This window comes from Pseudomonas sp. KH_024_B2 (genome assembly GCF_057839965.1).
The window spans coordinates 1,619,161-1,637,894 of record NZ_CM174502.1; the positions used below are offsets into that span (position 1 = coordinate 1,619,161).

The window sequence follows — 18,734 nt, forward strand, 5'->3', positions numbered from 1 at the left end:
ACAACAATTCGAGGACTCGTATGACTACTCAATCTTCTCTGCTCAGTCAGGTTGAAGCCGGCGTTGCCTGGATCACCCTCAACCGTGCACCGCAACGCAATGCGCTGGACATCCCGACGCTGAAAAGCCTTCACGCCTTGCTCGACCAATTCAACGTCGATCCGGCGGTGCGGGTCATCGTATTGACCGGCACTGGCCGCAGTTTCTGCGCCGGCGCCGACCTGGCCGAATGGGCTGAAGCCGAGTCTCGCGGTGCGCTGGAAAGCTACGGCTGGACAGAAACCGCCCACGCGATGATGAGCCGGCTGTACAGCCTCGATAAACCGACTATCGCTGCGATCAATGGCACCGCCGTCGGCGCCGGGATGGATTTGACGTTGTGCTGCGACCTGCGCCTCGCCGCGCAGTCCGCCCGGTTCAAGGCCGGTTACACCAGCATGGCCTACTCGCCGGATGCCGGTGCCAGCTGGCACTTGCCGCGTCTGATCGGCACCGAGCAGGCCAAGCGCCTGTTGTTCCTCGATGAACTGTGGAGTGCCGATCGCGCCTTGGCGGCAGGCCTGGTCAGCGAAATCTGTGCCGATGAGCAACTGCTGAGCGTGGCGGCCGAACTGGCCGCACGACTGGCCAGCGGCCCGACCTTCGCCTTCGCCCAGACCAAGAAACTGATGCGCGAAGGCGCCCAGCGCAGCCTGCCGGAACAACTGAGCGCGGAACTCGCCGCCGGTTTGCTCTGTGGTCGCAGTGAAGACGGCGCCGAAGCCTTGCGCGCGGCGATGGAAAAACGCCCGCCGGTTTTTATTGGCCAATAAATGCGACATCGCAGCCCACGAATAAAACGATTATCGAAGAGCAGGTAGCACCATGAATTTCCAGCTGACCCAAGAACAAGAAATGTTGGTGGACGCGGTTCGCAGTTTCGTCGCCAAGGAACTGTTGCCCCATGAAGAAGCTGTCGATCGTGCCGATGAAGTTTCCCCGGAGCTCGCCGCACAGATTCGCGGCAAGGCGCTGGCGGCAGGTTTCTATGCCTTCAACATGCCGGAAGAAGTCGGCGGCGGCGGTCTTGATTACTTGTCCCAGGCACTGATCGAGCGCGAGCTGTCCAGGGTGTCGTGGGCGCTGCATGTGTTCGTCGCGCGCCCGTCGAAAATCCTCATGGCCTGTACCGGCCAGCAGATTCAGGACTACCTGCTGCCGTGCATCCAGGGTGAAAAAATCGACTGCTTCGCACTCACCGAACCGGGCGCCGGCTCCGACGCCAATGCGATCAGGACCCGCGCCATCCGCGAGGGTGACGATTTTGTGTTGAACGGTAGCAAACACTTCATCAGCCATGCCGGGCACGCCGATTTCGCCATTGTCTTCGCCGTGACCGATACCTACGAACACAACGGTCGCCAACGCAACGCCGTGACCTCATTCCTGGTCGATCGCGACACGCCGGGCATGACGATTCGCCGGGGGCCCAAATGCGTCAGCAACCGTGGTTACCACACCTATGAAATGTTCTTCGACGACTGCCGCGTACCCGCCTCCAAAGTGCTCGGCGAAGTTGGCAAGGGTTGGGAAGTGGCCAACGCCTGGCTGACCGCCGGACGGGTGATGGTCGCCGCCAACTGCGTCGGCCAGGCTCAGCGTGCGCTGGATGTTTCGCTGCAATGGGCGGCGGATCGCAAGCAGTTCGGCCAACCCATCGGTACCTATCAGGGTGTCTCGTTCAAGCTGGCCGACATGGCCACGCAAATCCGCGCAGCCGAACTCTTGACCCTGCACACCGCCTGGAAAATGGACCAGGGCAGCATGACCGATGGCGAAGCCGGGATGGCCAAGTTGTTCGCCAGTGAAGTGCTCGGTCGCGTGGCTGATGAAGCAGTGCAGATTTTCGGCGGCATGGGCTTGATGGACGAAGGTCCGGTGGAGCGCATCTGGCGCAACGCCCGGATCGAACGGATCTGGGAAGGCACCTCGGAGATCCAGCGCCACATCATTTCCCGCGAGCTGCTGCGGCCGCTGCTGCGCTGATCGGGTCGGAGAACGGATATGTCCCAACAGATTCGCGACAACCTCAAACGCCTGCTCGCGCCGCGCCACCTGGCGTTTATCGGCGGCCGGAGCATGGCCCGTGCGCTCAAGCGCTGTGCTGAAGGTGGATATCAGGGCCAGATGTGGCTGGTCAACCCACAGCACGACAGCCTCGAAGGCGTGCCCTGTGTGCGCAGCGTGGCAGAACTGCCATGTGGCCCGGACGCGGTATTCATCGCCACCAACCGCGAACTGACCTTGACCTGCGTCGCCGAGCTGGCGGCCAAGGGCGCAGGCGGCGCGATCTGCTACGCCTCGGGTTTTGCCGAGACCGGCGCTGAAGGCCAGGCCATGCAAGATCAGCTACTCGAGGCGGCTGGCGACATGGCCTTGCTCGGCCCCAACTGCTACGGCTTGCTCGACTACCTGCACAGCTCGGCGCTGTGGCCAGTCGCCCACGGCGGCAAGACCGTCGAGAAGGGCGTTGCGGTGCTGACGCAGAGCGGCAACTTTGCCTACAACCTGTCCATGAGTGACCGCTCATTGCCCGTGGCCTACATGGCTTCAGTCGGCAACCAGGCGCAATTAGGCATCGCCGAACTGATGGATGTGCTGCTCGACGAGCCGCGCGTCACGGCAATCGGCTTGCATCTGGAAGGGCTGAAGAACGTCCCCTGTTTTGCCAAGGCGGCGCACAAGGCGCTGGAGAAGGGCATTCCAATCATCGCGCTGAAAACCGGTGTGTCGCAGATTGGCGCAGAGTTGGCACTCAGCCACACCAGTTCGTTGGCCGGTTCCGATGCGCTGTACGACAGCCTGTTCGAGCGCCTCGGGGTGATTCGCGTCAGCGGTCCGGTGAGTTTTGTCGAAACCCTGAAAGCCGCTGCTTGCGGCAATTTACCGGCAGGCAAGAGCCTGATTGCGCTGGCCTGTTCCGGTGGTGATGCCGGGCTGATTGCCGACTACGCCGAACGCAACGATTTGAGCTTGCCCAAACTCGATGAAAGCCAGCAGGGCGAGCTGGATCAAGTGCTGCCGAGCTACGCCAATCTGGTCAATCCTCTGGACTTCACCACGGCGATCTGGGGCGACCGCGAAGCGCTGGACCAGATGCTCGACAGCGCCCTGCGCACTGAAGCCGCCGCCGCCGTGTTGGTGCTCGATTACCCCTCTGAAGCGACCGGCGAACGCAAGGAATGTGATCTGCTGTTGGAGCTGTATTGCGCGGCGTTGAGCCGTCACGGCAAGACCGGTTTCGTCACCTCGGCCTTTCCCGAACTGCTGCCGGCCAGCGCCCGCGAGCGTCTGCACGGCTGTGGTGTGGCGGCGCTGCAAGGGGTGGAAGATGGTTTGGCGGCGTGGGGCCGGATCGCCGGTTATCAACAGAGACGTCAGGCCTTGCTCGCACTCGGTGAGGCGGCGCTGGTGCCGATTTGTCCACAGGCGCTGGAAGGCGAGGGGCAGTTGCTGGATGAATGGCAGTCCAAACAGGCGTTGCGCGCCTTCGGTCTGCCGATACCGCAAGGCGTGTTGAGCACTCCGGGCGAGGCGTTGAACGCAGCGAATTCGCTGGGTTATCCACTGGTGCTCAAGGCGGTCAGCGCCGAGCTGCCGCACAAGACCGAAGCCGGAGCCGTGGCGCTGAACCTGCGCGATGAGAAGGCACTGAGCGACGCGCTGGAACAGATGCGCGGACGAATCGCCGAGTACGCACCGGAGGTACCGTTCGATCAAATACTGCTGGAGCGCATGGCGACGCCGCCGTTGGCCGAATTGATCGTGGGTATCAAGCGTGAAACCGGGTTCGGGCTGGCGCTGGTCATTGGTGCTGGCGGGATTCTGGTGGAGCTGCTCAAGGACAGTCGCAGCCTGCTGTTGCCGACCAATGACGGCGCCATTCGTGCCGCGTTACTGAGCCTGCGCAGCGCACCCTTGCTGCAAGGTTTTCGAGGTCGCGAAGCAGCGGATCTGGACGCGTTGGTCGCAGCGATCCGTGCCGTGGCGGACTACGCCTGTGAAAACGCCGGGCAATTGCTCGAACTCGATGTGAACCCATTGTTGGTCGGAGCCGATGGCACGACTGCGGTCGATGCGTTGATTCGCCTCGGCCAAGCTTGAGGATATGAGCATGCAAAGCAAAACCTTGACCGGCGGCCAGACCCTGGTGCGCCTGTTGGCCAATTATGGCGTCGACACCGTGTTCGGCATTCCCGGTGTGCATACGCTGGAGCTGTATCGCGGCTTGCCCGGCAGCGGCATTCGTCATGTGTTGACCCGGCACGAACAGGGGGCCGGTTTCATGGCCGACGGCTATGCGCGGGTCAGCGGCAAACCGGGTGTGTGCTTCATCATTACCGGCCCCGGCGTGACCAACGCCGCGACTGCTATCGGTCAGGCTTATGCCGACTCGATCCCGATGCTGGTGATTTCCAGCGTCAACCACACGGCCAGTCTCGGCAAAGGCTGGGGCTGCCTGCATGAAACCCAGGACCAGCGCGCCATGACTGCGCCAATCACCGCGTTCTCGGCGGTGGCCTTGAGTGCCGAGGATTTGCCCGAACTGATCGCCCGCGCTTACGCAGTATTCGACAGCGAGCGCCCGCGTCCGGTGCATATTTCGGTGCCGCTGGATGTGCTGTCCGCGCCGGTGGCGCGCGACTGGAGCCATGAAGTGGTGCGCCGTCCGGGACGCGGCGTACCGGCTGCCGAGGCGCTGGATCAGGCGGCGGCAAAACTGCAAGCGGCACGCCGGCCGATGATCATCGCCGGCGGCGGTGCGCTGAACGCCGCACAGGCGCTTGAGGCGTTGAGCACACGGCTGGCAGCGCCGTTTTTCAGCAGCGTCGCCGGCAAGGGTTTGTTGCCACCGGATGCACCACTGAATGCCGGTTCGACCTTGTGCGTGGAACCTGGCTGGAAGCTGATCGCCGAAGCCGATGTAGTGCTCGCGGTCGGCACCGAGATGGCCGACACCGATTACTGGCGTGAACGTCTGCCGCTGAATGCCGAACTGCTGCGGGTGGATATCGACTCGCGCAAGTTCAATGATTTCTATCCGTGTGCGGTGGCCTTGCAGGGTGATGCGCAGCAAACCGTTGCCGCCTTGCTGGCGCGTCTGCCCGAACCCGCACGCGATGCGAGTGCTGCCATTCAAGCCGTCGACACGTTGCGTACAGCGGTCAAGGCCGGTCACGGAGCCTTGCAGTCGATCCATCAGGCGATCCTCGACCGCGTCTCGGCCGAATTGCCGGACAACGCCTTTATCAGCAGCGACATGACCCAACTGGCCTACACCGGCAACTACGCCTTCAGCAGCCATGCGCCACGCAGCTGGCTGCACCCGACCGGCTACGGCACCTTGGGTTATGGCTTGCCGGCTGGTATCGGAGCCAAGTTCGGTGCGCCGAACCGGCCGGGGTTGGTGCTGGTCGGCGACGGCGGTTTTCTCTACACCGCGCAAGAACTGGCGACCGCCGTGGAAGAGCTGGACAGCCCGCTGGTGGTGCTGCTGTGGAACAACGACGCCCTGGGGCAGATTCGCGACGACATGCTCGGGCTGGATATCGAGCCGATTGGCGTGCTGCCGCGCAACCCGGATTTCGCCGCATTGGGCCGCGCCTTCGGTTGCACCGTGACGCAACCGCAGAGCCTGGATCAATTGCAAACCGAGCTGCGTGCCGGATTCAGCCGAAACGGCGTGACCCTGATCGAACTCAAGCACGCCTGCGCGCTGATCGGTTAAACCATCAACAAGGAACGAGCCATCATGCGTTTTTCCAATCTGACCCAACGTATCGCCGGTGACGGTGCTGCCGCCTGGGAGATTCACTACCGCGCCCTGGCGCTTCAGGAACAGGGCAAAGACATTCTGCTGCTGTCGGTGGGCGATCCGGATTTCGATACCCCGGTGCCGATCGTGCAGGCGGCCATCGATAGCCTGCTGACGGGCAATACCCATTACGCCGAGGTGCGCGGCAAGCGGGCCTTGCGTGAAAGCATCGCCAAACGTCATCGCCAACGCAGCGGCCAACCGGTCGATGCCGATCAGGTCGTGGTGCTGGCCGGTGCGCAATGTGCGTTGTTCAGCGTCGCCCAGTGCGTGCTCAATCCCGGCGATGAAGTGTTAGTCGCCGAGCCGATGTACGTCACGTATGAAGCGGTGTTCGGTGCCTGCGGTGCGGTGGTGATTCCGGTGCCGGTGCGTTCCGAGAACGGCTTTCGGGTGTTGCCTGAAGACGTCGCTGCGCGCATTACGCCGCGCACTCGGGCGCTAGCGCTCAACAGTCCGCACAACCCGTCCGGCGCCAGCTTGCCGCGCAACACCTGGCAGGCGCTGGCCGAGCTGTGCATCGCTCATGATCTGTGGCTGATTTCCGATGAGGTCTACAGCGAGCTGTTGTTCGAGGGTGAACACATCAGCCCGGCCAGTTTGCCGGGCATGGCCGAGCGCACCGCAACGCTTAACAGCCTGTCGAAATCCCACGCCATGACCGGCTGGCGCGTCGGCTGGGTGGTCGCGCCGCCGTCACTCGCCGGACATCTGGAAAACCTCGCGCTGTGCATGCTCTACGGCTCCCCGGATTTTATTCAGGACGCCGCGGTGGTCGCCCTGGAAACCCAGCTGCCGGAGCTGGAAGCCATGCGCCTGGCCTATCGCCAGCGCCGCGATCTGGTCTGCGAATGCCTGGCAAATTGCCCGGGCTTGCGTGCGCTGAAACCCGATGGCGGCATGTTCGTGATGGTCGACATCCGCGAAACCGGGCTCAGCGCCCAGGCGTTCGCCGACCGCCTGCTGGATCGGCACGGTGTCTCGGTACTGGCCGGTGAAGCGTTCGGCCCCAGTGCCGCCGGGCATATCCGCCTGGGTCTGGTACTCGGTGCCGCACCACTGCGTGATGCCTGCCAGCGGATCGCCCGCTGTGCCCATGAATTGATGGAGACACTGGTTGATGCGTAATTACAGGACACTATTTATCGACGGCGCCTGGCAGACACCTTCTGGTCAGGGCCTGGCCGAGGTGATCAATCCGGCCACTGAACACGTCGCGGGCTCAGTGCCGTTGGGTGACGAGCGTGACGTTGAACGCGCCGTGGCCGCGGCGCGACGGGCCTTTGGTCCATGGTCGCGGACTTCTTCCAGTGTGCGCGCGGCTTACATCCGTGCATTGGTCGAGCAGCTGCGAGCGCGGGCAGACGAGATGGCGCAGGTGATTACCGCTGAACTCGGCATGCCGGTGCAATGGTGCCGCTCGGTGCAGGTCGAAGGGCCGATTGCCGGTTTGGAGCAGTACATCGAGATCGCCGGGCTGATGGATGAGGTGCGCGAAGTCGGTAACTCGTTGGTGATCCGCGAGCCGGTCGGTGTCTGCGCGTTCATCAATCCGTGGAATTACCCGCTGCATCAGTTGATCGGCAAACTCGCGCCGGCGCTGGCGGCCGGTTGCACGGTGGTGGTCAAACCGAGTCAGGAAACCCCGTTGCATGCTTTCTTGCTGGCCGAAATGATCGAGGCCATTGGCCTGCCGGCCGGGGTGTTCAACCTGGTCAGCGGACCGGGCTCCAAGGTCGGTGAAGCCTTGGCCAAACACCCGGACGTGGACATGGTGTCGTTCACCGGCTCTACTGGCGCGGGTATTCGCGTGGCGCAGGCGGCAGCGCCTTCGGTCAAGCGAGTCTGTCTTGAGCTGGGCGGCAAGTCGCCATTGCTGATCGCAGAAGATGCTGATCTGGCAGCGGCTGTGCGTTATGGCGTGCAGGACGTGATGATCAACTCGGGACAGACCTGCACCGCCTTGACCCGCATGCTGCTGCCCGCCAGTCGCTACGCCGAGGCGTTGGAACTGGCCCTGGCCGAGACCCAAAGCCTGCGCATGGGCGATCCGCTCGACCCGCAAAGCTTTCTCGGTCCGATGTGCTCGGCAGCGCAACGGCGGACCGTGCGCGACTACATTCAAGTCGGTCAGCAAGAGGGCGCGCGGCTGCTATGTGGCGGTGAAACGGCTGACGAGCTCGAGCGCGGTTTCTATGTCAAGCCAACGCTGTTTGCCGACGTCGACAATCGGATGCGTATCGCCCAGGAAGAAATTTTCGGTCCGGTGCTGTGCCTGATTCCCTACACGGATGAAGCACAGGCCATACAAATCGCCAATGACTCGCCGTTCGGCCTGTCCAGCGGCGTATGGGCCGGTAGCACTGAGCGCGGACTCGGACTGGCGCGACAGATGCGCGCCGGGCAGTGCTTTATCAACGGCGCGGCGTTCAACTATCAGGCACCGTTTGGTGGCTACAAACAGTCGGGCAATGGCCGCGAATGGGGTGAAGAAGGGCTGGCCGAGTTTGTCGAAGTGAAGGCGATGCAGCTGTGATCTCGCCATGACCGTTGCCCAACCTTCGCCTTCCAAGCTTGAAAACGTCCAGGAAATTCCCATGAAAGTATTGATCGTCCACGCCCATCCCGAGCCAAACTCTTTTACCGCCGCCTTGCGCGATCAAGCGGTAGAAACCTTGAAAGCCCAAGGGCATCAGGTGCAGGTCAGTGACCTGTATGCGATGAACTGGAACCCGGTGGCCAGCGCCGATGATTTCTCCTCGCGGGAGAATCCGGACTATCTGGTCTATGCGCTGGAGCAGCGTCTGGGGGTAAAGAGCCAATCGCTGGCGGCGGATATCCAGCAAGAACTGGACAAGCTGCTGTGGGCCGATCTGCTGATCCTGAACTTCCCGATCTTCTGGTTCTCCACGCCGGCGATACTCAAGGGCTGGATCGACCGGGTATTGGTATCGGGAGTCTGCTACGGCGGGAAACGCTTCTACGATCAGGGCGGACTCAGCGGCAAGAAAGCACTGGTGACAGTGACGCTGGGCGGCCGTGAGCACATGTTTGGCGAAGGCGCGATTCATGGCCCGCTGCAAGACATGCTGCGACCGATCCTGCGCGGCACGCTCGCCTACGTCGGCTTCGATGTGCTGGAGCCGTTCGTGGCCTGGCATGTGCCGTACATCAGCGATGAGGCGCGCAAGGACTTCCTGCAAAGCTATCAGCAGCGCCTGGAAAACATCGCCGACGACCAACCCATCGAGTTCCCGCGCCTGTCGCAGTTCGATGAGGCGCTTTATCCACGGGTCGAGAAAGCTTGAGCGGGTAATCAGGACGAAGAAATTGCTGCGAACCCCGGGTTTGCAGCGAACTGCTGAGTGGTAAGCTGGCCTGCGCACCAGGAACAGCGAGCAATCCATTGAGCACGAAGATAATCACGAAGGATGGTCATGAGGCCCTGAAAAATGAGCTGGATTTCCTTTGGCGAGAGAAGCGCCCTGACACCACCCGAAAAGTCACCTGGGCGGCTTCCTTGGGCGATAGAAGCGAGAACGCGGACTATCAATACAACAAGAAGCTGCTGAGGGAGATAGACCGCCGAGTCCGTTACATCCGCAAGCGCCTGGAAGATATGCGGGTTGTGGAGTACTCCCCCGAGCAGGAAGGGCGGGTTTTCTTCGGTGCCTGGGTCGAGATTGAAAATGAAGCCGGTGAAACCAAGCGTTTTCGAATCGTCGGCTACGACGAGATTTACGAACGCATGGATTACATCTCCATCGATTCGCCCATGGCCCGTGCGTTGTTGAAGAAAGAGGTCGGAGACGACTTCGTCGTTCCCACACCCCATGGCGACATGGAGTGGTGGGTGAACAAAATCGAATACATCAAATAGATTGCCGCTCGGGCCGGTGCTCATGGCGCCCGGCCCGAACCAGTCAACCCTCGCGCAGGACGGTCAGCGGGCTGGCGTTCAAGGCACGACGTGTGCCGAACACTCCGGCGCCACCCACCAGCAGCGCGCCGATCACCGGCACCAGCAGCAGCCACGGATGTGGGTGCCAGGCCAGGTCGAACGCATAACGGTAAAGCACCAGGCTCACCAGCTCCGCACCCAATGCCGCCAACAAACCGCTGACTGCACCCAGCAAGCCGAACTCGATACGCCGCGCCTTGACCAGCAGTTGCCGCTCCGCGCCCAAGGCTCGCAGCAGTGCGCCCTGGCGAATGCGTTCATCCAGCGTCGCTTGTAAACCGGAAAACAGCACCGCCATCCCCGCAGCGAGAACGAATAGCAGCACGTACTCCACCGCCAGCGTGACCTGGGCGAGGATGCTGCGCAGCTGCGCGAGCAACGCTTCGACCTGAAGAATGGTCACTGCCGGGAAGGCCCGTGAGAGGTCGATGAGCTGCTGGTCGTGGCCGGCGGCCAGATAGAAGCTGGTCAGGTAAGTGGCAGGCAGATCCTTCAAGGTTCCCGGCTGGAAGATCATGAAGAAGTTCGGCTGGAAGTTATCCCAGTTGACCGTGCGCAGGCTGGTGACCACGGCTTCGCGATTGACCCCGCCGACGGTGAAGATCATGTGATCGCCCAGTTTGAGTTTGAGGCTTTCGGCCACTTGGGTTTCGACCGAAACTCCCGGCATCTCGCCCGAAGGCTGTTGCGACCACCAGGCGCCTTCGGTGATGGCATTGCCCGCTGGCAGCTCGGCGGCCCAGGTCAGGCTCAGATCGCGCTGGATGGCGCGGTCGCCACTGGATTCCTTGCTGACGATTTGCTGCACCGGTTCACCATTGACACTGATCAGCCGCCCCGGCACCACCGGATACAGCGGTGCCGATTGCGCGGAGAGCTCGATCAACCGGTTGTTAAAGGCTTCTTTATCGGCGGGCAGGATATTCAGCGCGAAATAGTTGGGCGCGTCTTTGGGCAGCTGATTCTGCCAGGTGTCCAGCAACTCGCCGCGCAGCAGTGCGATCAGCGCCATCGACAGCAGAATCAAGCCGAAGGCCAGGGATTGACCCGCGGCGGCCAGCGGATGGCGCAGCAACTGGCCCAGTCCCAGGCGCCATGGCAGCGGTGCGCCCGCGAGCAATCGGCGCAGGCTTTGCAGTAACAGCAACAACAGGCCGCCGAGCACCAGCGCGGCAACCACTCCGCCGCCGAGCAGGGCGAAGGTCAGGAGCAGGTCCAGGCTCAGGCGCCACATGATCAGAGCAAGGGCTGCCAATGCCGCGCCATAGACCATCCAGCTGCTTGAGGGAATTGGCAACATGTCCCGGCGCAGCACCCGCAGCGGTGGAACACGTCCCAGGGCGGCCAATGGCGGCAGGGCGAAGCCGGCCAAGGCCACCAATCCGGTGCCGATCCCGGCGATCGCCGGCAGCAGACCGCCCGGCGGTACATCGGTCGGCAACAGGTCATGCAACAGATAGAACAAACCGAGCTGGGCAAACCAGCCGAGCAGGGCCCCGCTGAGGCTGGCCAGCAGACCGAGCACGGTCAGCTGCACACTGAACAACAGCAGGGTTTCCCGACGTGACAAGCCAAGGCAGCGCAGCAAGGCGCTGGCGTCGAAGCGCCGGGTGGCGAAGCGGTTGGCCGAAAGCGCGACCGCTACACCGGAAAGCAACACCGCCACCAGGCTGGCCATGTTCAAGTAACGTTCGGCCTTGCCCAGCGCGCCGCCGATTTGCCGGTTGCCGTCGCGCGCGTCCTGCAAACGCTGGTTGGCGGCCAGGCCGGGTTTGATCAACTGTCGATAGGTTTCCAGGGCAGGCGCCGCGCCGCGCCAGAGCTCGCGATAGCTGACCCGGCTACCGGGCTGGACCACGCCAGTGGCTTCCAGGTCTGCGAGGTTGATCATTACCCTGGGCGTCAGGCTGTAGAAGTTGCCGGCGCGATCTGGTTCGTAGGTCAGCACCCGGGTCAGACGCAGGGTTTTCATGCCGACATCGATACTGTCGCCGATCTTCAGATTCAGTGCCGGCAACAGCCGGGCCTCGGCCCAGGCTTCGCCGGGTTTCGGGCCGCCGCCGACTTCTTCCGGGGCGTAAGGGGCGAGGGCGCTTTTCAGTTCGCCGCGCAACGGATAAGCATCGTCGGCAGCTTTGACGCTGGAAAGCTGAATGCCGTTATCCGTGGCGATGACGCTGGAAAATTCGACCACCCGGGCATGTTCCAGGCCCAGCTCGATGCCGCTTTGAATCTGTTCCGGCCGCGCTGGCGAGCTGCCCTCGAGCAGCAGGTCGGCACCGAGAAACTCGGTCGCGCGCAACAGCATGGCGCTGTTCAGGCGAGCGCCGAAGTAACCGATGGCGGTACTCGCCGCCACGGCGACCAGCAAGGCGAAAAACAGCACCCGCAGTTCGCCTGCGCGGGCATCGCGCAACAATTGGCGGATGGCGAGGCTGAACAGGCGCAACAGCGACAAGCGTGCCATCAAGGCTCCAGTGGGGCGACCAGCAGGCCGGCTTCAAGGCGGATCAGGCGCCGGCAGCGATGTGCCAGGCGTTCGTCGTGCGTCACCAGCACCAGGGTCGTGCCGCTCTCTTTATTGAGTTCGAAGAGCAGGTCGCTGATGCGCTCGCCGGTATGGCTGTCGAGGTTGCCGGTAGGTTCATCGGCGAACAGCACAGTGGGCTGCGCAGCAAACGCGCGGGCAATCGCTACCCGTTGCTGTTCGCCACCGGAGAGCTGGCGTGGCGAGTGGCTCAGGCGCTGGCCCAGACCAACCCGCTCGAGCAATTCCCTGGCGCGCTCGCGGGCGTCCTTGCGGCCGTCCAGTTCCAGCGGCAGCATGACGTTTTCCAGAGCGTTGAGGCTGTCGAGCAGTTGAAAGGACTGGAAGACAAAGCCGACATGCTCGGCCCTGATCCGCGCACGTTGATCTTCGTCGAGGGTGCTCAGGGCTCGACCGGCGAGCACGACTTCACCGCTGCTGGGCAGATCGAGACCGGCCAGCAGCCCGAGCAGGGTGGATTTACCTGAACCGGAGGCGCCGACGATGGCCAGGCTGTCGCCCTGGTTCAGTTCCAGGCTGAGTTCGTGCAGGATGGTCAGTTCACCTTCCGCGCTGGGAACCACTTTGCTAAGGTTGCGCGCTGTGAGAATGCTTGCGCCCATGGAGAGTCCGATGCGTGTGTGGTTTTTGAGTGCTGGCCTGGCCTTGATGTGCATGGCCCAGAACGCAGCGGCGGGTACAGTCCTTGTCGTTGGCGATAGTATCAGCGCGGCTTTCGGCCTGGATACCCGCCTGGGCTGGGTGTCCCTGCTGGAGCAGAGGCTCAGGAGTGAAGGTTTCACCGATAAAGTGGTCAACGCTTCCATCAGCGGTGACACCAGTGCCGGCGGCCAGGCGCGCCTGCCGGCGCTGCTTGCAGAGCATAAGCCTGAGTTGGTAATCCTCGAGCTGGGTGGCAATGACGGCCTGCGCGGTCAGCTGCCAGCTCAATTGCAACAAAATCTTGCATCGATGATCGACAGCTCCCGGGCCAGCGGTGCCAAAGTGCTCTTGCTGGGCATGCAGTTGCCACCCAACTATGGCGTGCGTTACACCCAAGCCTTCGCCGAGGTATACAGCAACCTCGCCGAGGAGAAAAACATCCCGCTGGTACCGTTTTTTCTCGAGGGAGTGGGCGGGAATCCCGAGCTGATGCAGGCCGATGGCATTCACCCGGCGGCGGTAGCTCAGGGCAAGTTGCTGGAAAATGTCTGGCCGACGCTAAAACCGCTGCTTTGACACTTTTCTACCGGCAGTCTTTCGGCTAAGGTGGCGCCCCGATTTGGAGCCCCCGATGCCGCGTCCCGCCTGGTCCCTGTTTGCCTATCAACTGATCGAGCCCGATGAACAGCTGGATCTGTTCGCCTGTCAGGAAGTCCGGGTGCATCTGGTGACGCGGCAATTGGAGCTGGGCGGCTCGGTCGACCGCACGCTGTGCGGCACCTTGTTGCCGGCTCAACCGCGCTGGTCGAGCGTCGACCGGACGATTTTCCAGGACCAGCGTCTGTGTTCGTTGTGTCGGGCAATTCTCGAATCACAGAAACGCGGTACGTCGCCGATCTGGCCGGAATTGCGCTTCGAACTGTAAAAAAGCGAAATGATTGCAACCGGCGGAGCTCGTCGCCCAGCCTCCCGCAGCCGTGGCCGGCGGTGTACAATATTTTCTTTTACCCGTTGATCATGCGAAGGATTTTCCGGATGTTGCCGCGTTTTCCCGCCGTCACCCGCTGCCTGTCTCTTGCCGCCTTGTGCGTTGCTGGTCCCGTTGCAGCGTTGGAGTTGCCTTTACCGCCGCCGGGCGAAGATATCGTCGGCCAGGTTCAGGTGATCCAGGCCAAGTATGAAGATACCTTCGCCGACCTGGGCACGGCCTATGATCTGGGTTATCTGGAGATGATTGCGGCCAACCCGGGTGTCGACCCATGGTTGCCGGGCGCGGGGACCGAAGTCGTGCTGCCGACTCGCTTCATTCTGCCACCAGGCCCGCGTGAAGGCATCGTGATCAACCTGGCTGAATATCGCCTGTACTACTTCCCCAAAGGCCGGGATGTGGTTTACACCTTCCCGCTGGGTATCGGTCGTGAAGGCTGGGGCTCGCCGATTGCCCATACCAGCATTATCGCGAAAACCCCGAACCCGAGCTGGACGCCTCCAGCCTCGATCAAGGCCGAGCACGCCGCTGATGGCGACCCGTTGCCGAACGTGGTGCCAGCAGGCCCGGATAACCCGCTGGGGCCGTTCAAGTTCACTCTGGGGACTCCGGGTTACCTGATCCACGGCTCGAACAAGAAGTTCGGCATCGGCATGCGCACCAGCCACGGCTGCTTCCGGATGTTCAACAACAACGTTCTGGAGATGGCCGGCATGGTGCCGGTGGGCACGTCGGTGCGAATTATCAACGATCCGTACAAGTTCGGGATCAGTGGCGGCAAGATCTATCTGGAGGCGCATACGCCGCTGGATGACACTGGCAAACCGTCGGTCGTGGACAAGCACACGGCGGTGATCAATGCCTTGCTCAAGCGTCAGGACCTGGCCAATAACATGCGCACGAACTGGGATGTAGTACGCGACGTGATAGCCGCTGAAGATGGGCTTCCGGTCGAAATCGCCATACCGGGTAACAATGATGCGCCGATGGTGTCCAGCACGCCGATCGATCTGCAATAGTTGCTCATGAAATGACCCGTCGAGGCTTCACGGCTTCGGCGGGTTTTTTATTGCCGTCAGGAAAACCGGGCAATAAAAAAGCCGATCCAAGAATGGATCGGCTTGATAACAACCCCGAAGGATTATTACTTGCGGCTAGCTTTGTCCAGCATGCGCAGAGCACGCTCGTTAGCTTCGTCAGCAGTCTGTTGTGCTTTTTGAGCAGCAGCCAGAGCTTCATCAGCTTTACGATACGCTTCGTCTGCACGAGCTTGGGCGCGAGCCGAAGCATCTTCAGTAGCGGTCAGACGTGCTTCGGTTTCTTTGGAGACGCTGCTGCAACCGGTAGCCAGAACTGCGGCCAAGGCCAGAGCAGAGAATTTCAGAACGTTATTCATCGTGTTCCCCTTCAAGGACTTTCTATTAATAGCTATCTCCTCAGAGTGAGGGGAATAGCCGGCGTACATACTACCCATTACTTGTAGTAAGTAAACTGACGTAGCGCAAGAAGCAAAAAAAATTCTAGGCGTTGATTCTTTTTCAAGCAACTTTTCATGAGATTGTATAAAAAGTATGCAGCTGTGAGGCCCGGCCCGGGCGAGCCGCTTCATAGCGAGTCATGAGCGCACGCTGCTGCCCGGGGCTGTTTTGGAGTGTAGGTGAAAGTCGGTCTAGATTGATCGGTCTACACTTTTTGTTCGGAATTTGCGGATCGGCTCACGCATCTTTGTCCATGTTGAGGTGACTTTAAGAAAGGGCGTTCGTCTTAAGTCTCAACATCCGGCAATGCACAGGCTATCGACCCGATATCGGGTCGGGCCACCTCTACGTGACACCGAGCAATGCCTGCGTGAACTACGCAATGACGAGCGCGCCTTGAGCATTTACGGCAATGGTGCCTACTATTTGAAACGTGCTCGGCTGTGCGAGATCGGTAAGCTCTTCTCGGTGTCCAGACAGGCACGGGGTGGCGTAGATGTTCCTTCGCCGGAAAAACATCGGTAAGGTAGGGGTCGGAATTCCAGACCCGCGAGGAGTAGTGATGAGCGAGGCGTTGTCCATCCACCATGACCAGGCTGGTCATCAGTTCGAGACCAGTGTGGACGGTCATCGTGCCTACCTGACCTATATGGACCTGGGTAAACAGACCCTGGATATCTATCGGACATTCGTGCCCAACGCACTGCGTGGTCGCGGTATAGCGGCCGCGCTGACCGAACAGGCGCTCGAGTACGCAGAGCAAATGGGCTACACGGTGATTCCATCGTGTTCCTATGTGGAGCGTTACATGGAGCGTCACCAGCGGCACGCTGCGAAACTCTGATCAGGTACGCCGGTAAAAGTCCTGCCATGCCGTACTCAAGCATGTAATCCACAGGATGACCTTTCAAGCGCCTCGGGCCTCACTGGCCCGGGGCGTTTTGTTATGGAGCTCGCGACAACTGCTCAGCCAGTCCAGCATCATCTACCGGATCGACCTTGAGCATCCTGAAAGCGACCTTGACGTAGCTTTTTGCCATTATTCAGACGCCAGAGACTTGTGCTGAAGGGCAACCCATTGCGAATCTGCATGCATAGACAATGGCCTTTATGCCATTCGGTACGGGAAGGGGATAAAGCGCAATGATTACGGCCGTTCAAGGACGTTTTGCCAACCTCGGTATGGCGAATAAACTGGGTGTCGGATTTGTTCTGGTATTACTCCTGACGGCATTGGTGGCGGCCATTGGCGTGTGGTCCCTACAGGCGATCAGTCAGCGTTTCGATGGCCTGAAGCAGATGTCATCGCTCAATAGCAGTCTGCTTAAAGTGCGCTTGCTGGAGCAGAACTATGCCCTGAGTGGCGACTCGAAAACCGCCGATGCCTTGCGTGAAGGTGTTGACGGCCTGATCGTGCTGGCGACGCAACTCAAGGCGCAGTCGGCGACCAATGTCCCGGTAATGAATGACGTTGAACAGGCGCTTGGGGATTATCGCAAAGCCTTCGATGAGTTCGTCGACCTGACCCAGTCCAAGGATCTGGCATTGGAAATGGCCAGTTGGTCGGTTTCCAGCGTTGCCAATAACCTCGATGTACTCCAGTCGGGTCTTGCCGATGATGGCGCCTACACACTGAAGGAGTCCCAGGGCAAGGAGGGCGCAGAGTTTATCGAGCAAGCCAATCAGGTCAGTCAGGTATCCAGGCTGATGCTGCAGGCGATGAACGAAGCTCGTGTACGTCTGGATCAGAGCCGCAAGGGCGATGAGAGCGCAGAGCAGGGCAAGATCAAGCAAGCCGATGAGGCGCTGAGCCAGGCCGAGCAACTCAAGACAACGGTCAAGGACCCGGGGTACCAGACAGTCCTCAACGAAGTGGCCGGGCATATCGCCAGTTTCAGCGAAAAACTTACCGAATACACCGGTTTGCTGGCGCAGGAAAAAAAGGTCTACCAGCAACTGCATGAGCGTGCCGCGCAAGTCGTCGAGCGGGTTGATCAGGCTTATGCGGCCGAGGATCAGTCGATGCAGGTGGAGCTTAAAAAAAACTCGGTGCTGATCATCGGCTCCTCGGCATTGGCGCTGTTGGTCGGGTTGATCGCTGCGTGGGTGATTACCCGTCTGATCGTTGCGCCACTGCGTAGCGTGATTCGTGTCGCTCAACAAATAGCGGCGGGGGATCTCAGTGCGACAGTGGAAGTCACGCGTCGTGACGAAATTGGCCAGTTGATGCTCGCGATGCAGCAGATGGGCGCTGGACTCAGCAGTATCGTCAGTGGTTTGCAGGCGGGTATCGAGCAGTTGGCGAGCTCGGCTCAGTCGCTGTCGGCGGTGACCGAGCAGACCAATCTCGAAGTCAGCAGCCAAAAGGAAGAAACCGAGCAGGTCGCTACGGCGATGAACCAGATGACTGCCACTGTGCACGACGTGGCGCGCAACGCCGAAGAAGCCGCGCAAGCTGCACAGACGGCCGACGACAAGGTTGAGAGCGGTCAGCAGGTGGTTCGCCAGAGCATGCAGCGCATCGAGCAGCTCGCCGACTCGGCGACCTCCGCCAGTTCCAGTATCGAAAGCCTCAGTGCGGAAATACAAAACATCGGTACGGTGCTCGGCGTGATCAAGAGTGTGGCCGAGCAAACCAACCTGCTGGCACTCAATGCGGCCATCGAAGCCGCGCGTGCCGGAGAGCAGGGCAGGGGCTTTGCGGTGGTTGCTGATGAAGTGCGGGCGTTGGCCAAACGAACCCAGCAATCCACTGAGGAGATCGAGCGGCTGGTGAGTGCCTTGCGTTCGGCCGCGCAGGCTTCGGTGCAGCAAATACAGAGCAGTGGCGAGCTGGTCAAAATGGCCGTCAGCGATGCGTTGCAGACCGAAAGCGCTCTGGGCAGCATTGCTGCAGCGGTGTCATTGATTCAGCAGATGAACCAGCAAATCGCCGCTGCTGCCGAACAGCAAAGCTCGGTGGCCGAAGAGATCAACCGCAGTGTCACCAGCATCCGCGCCAGTGCCGATCAATCGTCTTTGGCGATGCAGGGCAATGCCGCGTCCAGCATCGAGCTGGCGCAGTTGGGGGCGGAGCTGAAGGGGATGGTCGGGCATTTCCGGTTGTAAGGCGCAGGCTTCGGGTTACGTAGGTCTTGAGATGAGATGCAGGGCTGGTGAGGGTGGGCTTACCCTAATGCCAGTAAGTCAAGCCGCAAAACCTGTGGGAGCGTGGCTTGCCCGCGAAGAACGATGACGCGTAATACCTGAAAAGCCGCGGTGTT

16 protein-coding genes and 1 pseudogene are annotated in these 18,734 nt (G+C 61.2%); 14 read left to right on the forward strand and 3 right to left on the reverse strand.

Annotated elements, in window-relative coordinates:
* The first annotated feature begins 20 nt into the window (after positions 1-20).
* The 8 genes from AC3I0A_RS07635 (at position 21) to greB (ending at position 9,734) form a co-directional block, all read left to right on the forward strand.
* Positions 21-812, forward strand: coding sequence for an enoyl-CoA hydratase/isomerase family protein (locus AC3I0A_RS07635; RefSeq protein ID WP_489377061.1), 792 nt, complete (start codon positions 21-23; stop codon positions 810-812).
* Between the two features lie 52 nt (positions 813-864).
* A complete protein-coding gene (locus tag AC3I0A_RS07640) occupies positions 865-2,025 on the forward strand; it encodes an acyl-CoA dehydrogenase family protein (RefSeq protein ID WP_489377063.1) in 1,161 nt (386 codons plus the stop codon).
* Between the two features lie 18 nt (positions 2,026-2,043).
* Positions 2,044-4,143 (forward strand): acetate--CoA ligase family protein, encoded by a 2,100-nt coding sequence (locus AC3I0A_RS07645; protein ID WP_489377064.1) that lies wholly within the window; start codon positions 2,044-2,046, stop codon positions 4,141-4,143.
* Positions 4,144-4,153: 10 nt separating this feature from the next.
* Positions 4,154-5,767, forward strand: a complete 1,614-nt coding sequence (locus AC3I0A_RS07650; protein ID WP_489377066.1) for a 5-guanidino-2-oxopentanoate decarboxylase — start codon at positions 4,154-4,156, stop codon at positions 5,765-5,767.
* Positions 5,768-5,791: 24 nt separating this feature from the next.
* Positions 5,792-6,982, forward strand: a complete 1,191-nt coding sequence (locus AC3I0A_RS07655) for a pyridoxal phosphate-dependent aminotransferase (RefSeq protein WP_489377067.1) — start codon at positions 5,792-5,794, stop codon at positions 6,980-6,982.
* On the forward strand, positions 6,975-8,390 hold the full coding sequence (locus AC3I0A_RS07660; RefSeq protein ID WP_489377069.1) for an aldehyde dehydrogenase family protein: 1,416 nt from the start codon (positions 6,975-6,977) through the stop codon (positions 8,388-8,390). The genes AC3I0A_RS07655 and AC3I0A_RS07660 overlap by 8 nt, the downstream gene beginning before the upstream one ends.
* Positions 8,391-8,451: 61 nt before the next feature.
* Entirely contained in the window at positions 8,452-9,162 is a 711-nt protein-coding gene (locus AC3I0A_RS07665) for an NAD(P)H-dependent oxidoreductase (protein WP_489377070.1), read from the forward strand.
* A 98-nt stretch (positions 9,163-9,260) separates the two neighbouring features.
* Positions 9,261-9,734 (forward strand): transcription elongation factor GreB, encoded by a 474-nt coding sequence (gene greB / locus AC3I0A_RS07670; RefSeq protein WP_489377071.1) that lies wholly within the window; start codon positions 9,261-9,263, stop codon positions 9,732-9,734.
* A 43-nt stretch (positions 9,735-9,777) separates the two neighbouring features.
* Here greB and AC3I0A_RS07675 read toward each other — a convergent pair whose 3' ends face one another.
* Positions 9,778-12,282 carry an ABC transporter permease gene (locus tag AC3I0A_RS07675; RefSeq protein WP_489377072.1) on the reverse strand — a complete coding sequence of 835 codons (2,505 nt, stop codon included), beginning with the start codon at positions 12,280-12,282 and terminating at the stop codon, positions 9,778-9,780.
* The gene (locus AC3I0A_RS07680) at positions 12,282-12,965 is read right to left on the reverse strand and encodes an ABC transporter ATP-binding protein (protein WP_489377073.1); all 684 of its coding nucleotides are present in this window, start codon (positions 12,963-12,965) and stop codon (positions 12,282-12,284) included. The genes AC3I0A_RS07675 and AC3I0A_RS07680 overlap by 1 nt, the downstream gene beginning before the upstream one ends.
* A 10-nt stretch (positions 12,966-12,975) precedes the next feature.
* On the opposite strand from AC3I0A_RS07680, the gene AC3I0A_RS07685 reads away from it, so the two are divergent.
* The 3 genes from AC3I0A_RS07685 to AC3I0A_RS07695 all read left to right on the forward strand — a co-directional run bounded on the left by AC3I0A_RS07685 (position 12,976) and on the right by AC3I0A_RS07695 (position 15,012).
* A complete protein-coding gene (locus AC3I0A_RS07685) occupies positions 12,976-13,581 on the forward strand; it encodes an arylesterase (protein ID WP_489377075.1) in 606 nt (201 codons plus the stop codon).
* Positions 13,582-13,636: 55 nt separating this feature from the next.
* Positions 13,637-13,930, forward strand: a complete 294-nt coding sequence (locus tag AC3I0A_RS07690; RefSeq protein WP_419117973.1) for a hypothetical protein — start codon at positions 13,637-13,639, stop codon at positions 13,928-13,930.
* 110 nt (positions 13,931-14,040) lie between these two features.
* A complete protein-coding gene (locus AC3I0A_RS07695; RefSeq protein WP_489377076.1) occupies positions 14,041-15,012 on the forward strand; it encodes a L,D-transpeptidase family protein in 972 nt (323 codons plus the stop codon).
* A gap of 125 nt (positions 15,013-15,137) precedes the next feature.
* Here the strand turns inward: AC3I0A_RS07695 and oprI are convergent, their stop codons facing one another.
* Positions 15,138-15,389 carry an outer membrane lipoprotei OprI gene (gene oprI / locus AC3I0A_RS07700; protein ID WP_489377078.1) on the reverse strand — a complete coding sequence of 84 codons (252 nt, stop codon included), beginning with the start codon at positions 15,387-15,389 and terminating at the stop codon, positions 15,138-15,140.
* A gap of 644 nt (positions 15,390-16,033) precedes the next feature.
* Between oprI and AC3I0A_RS07705 the strand changes: the two genes are divergently transcribed.
* From AC3I0A_RS07705 to AC3I0A_RS07715, 3 genes and pseudogenes are all read left to right on the forward strand, one after another.
* Positions 16,034-16,315 (forward strand): GNAT family N-acetyltransferase, encoded by a 282-nt coding sequence (locus AC3I0A_RS07705; protein ID WP_150806396.1) that lies wholly within the window; start codon positions 16,034-16,036, stop codon positions 16,313-16,315.
* Positions 16,316-17,493: 1,178 nt separating this feature from the next.
* Positions 17,494-17,670 (forward strand): annotated as a pseudogene (locus AC3I0A_RS07710) (HAMP domain-containing protein); the annotation flags it as partial.
* Between the two features lie 204 nt (positions 17,671-17,874).
* On the forward strand, positions 17,875-18,579 hold the full coding sequence (locus AC3I0A_RS07715) for a methyl-accepting chemotaxis protein (protein WP_489378450.1): 705 nt from the start codon (positions 17,875-17,877) through the stop codon (positions 18,577-18,579).
* The last annotated feature ends 155 nt before the right edge of the window (positions 18,580-18,734 follow it).

Bases quoted from the DNA above. Each gene is read 5' to 3' on its own strand.
- AC3I0A_RS07635 (WP_489377061.1), top strand. From the start codon at position 21: ATGACTACTCAATCTTCTCTGCTCAGTCAGGTTGAAGCCGGCGTTGCC.
- AC3I0A_RS07640 (WP_489377063.1), top strand. From the start codon at position 865: ATGAATTTCCAGCTGACCCAAGAACAAGAAATGTTGGTGGACGCGGTT.
- AC3I0A_RS07645 (WP_489377064.1), top strand. From the start codon at position 2,044: ATGTCCCAACAGATTCGCGACAACCTCAAACGCCTGCTCGCGCCGCGC.
- AC3I0A_RS07650 (WP_489377066.1), top strand. From the start codon at position 4,154: ATGCAAAGCAAAACCTTGACCGGCGGCCAGACCCTGGTGCGCCTGTTG.
- AC3I0A_RS07655 (WP_489377067.1), top strand. From the start codon at position 5,792: ATGCGTTTTTCCAATCTGACCCAACGTATCGCCGGTGACGGTGCTGCC.
- AC3I0A_RS07660 (WP_489377069.1), top strand. From the start codon at position 6,975: ATGCGTAATTACAGGACACTATTTATCGACGGCGCCTGGCAGACACCT.
- AC3I0A_RS07665 (WP_489377070.1), top strand. From the start codon at position 8,452: ATGAAAGTATTGATCGTCCACGCCCATCCCGAGCCAAACTCTTTTACC.
- AC3I0A_RS07675 (WP_489377072.1), bottom strand. From the start codon at position 12,282: ATGGCACGCTTGTCGCTGTTGCGCCTGTTCAGCCTCGCCATCCGCCAA.
- AC3I0A_RS07680 (WP_489377073.1), bottom strand. From the start codon at position 12,965: ATGGGCGCAAGCATTCTCACAGCGCGCAACCTTAGCAAAGTGGTTCCC.
- AC3I0A_RS07685 (WP_489377075.1), top strand. From the start codon at position 12,976: ATGCGTGTGTGGTTTTTGAGTGCTGGCCTGGCCTTGATGTGCATGGCC.
- AC3I0A_RS07690 (WP_419117973.1), top strand. From the start codon at position 13,637: ATGCCGCGTCCCGCCTGGTCCCTGTTTGCCTATCAACTGATCGAGCCC.
- AC3I0A_RS07695 (WP_489377076.1), top strand. From the start codon at position 14,041: ATGTTGCCGCGTTTTCCCGCCGTCACCCGCTGCCTGTCTCTTGCCGCC.
- oprI (WP_489377078.1), bottom strand. From the start codon at position 15,389: ATGAATAACGTTCTGAAATTCTCTGCTCTGGCCTTGGCCGCAGTTCTG.
- AC3I0A_RS07705 (WP_150806396.1), top strand. From the start codon at position 16,034: ATGAGCGAGGCGTTGTCCATCCACCATGACCAGGCTGGTCATCAGTTC.
- AC3I0A_RS07715 (WP_489378450.1), top strand. From the start codon at position 17,875: ATGACTGCCACTGTGCACGACGTGGCGCGCAACGCCGAAGAAGCCGCG.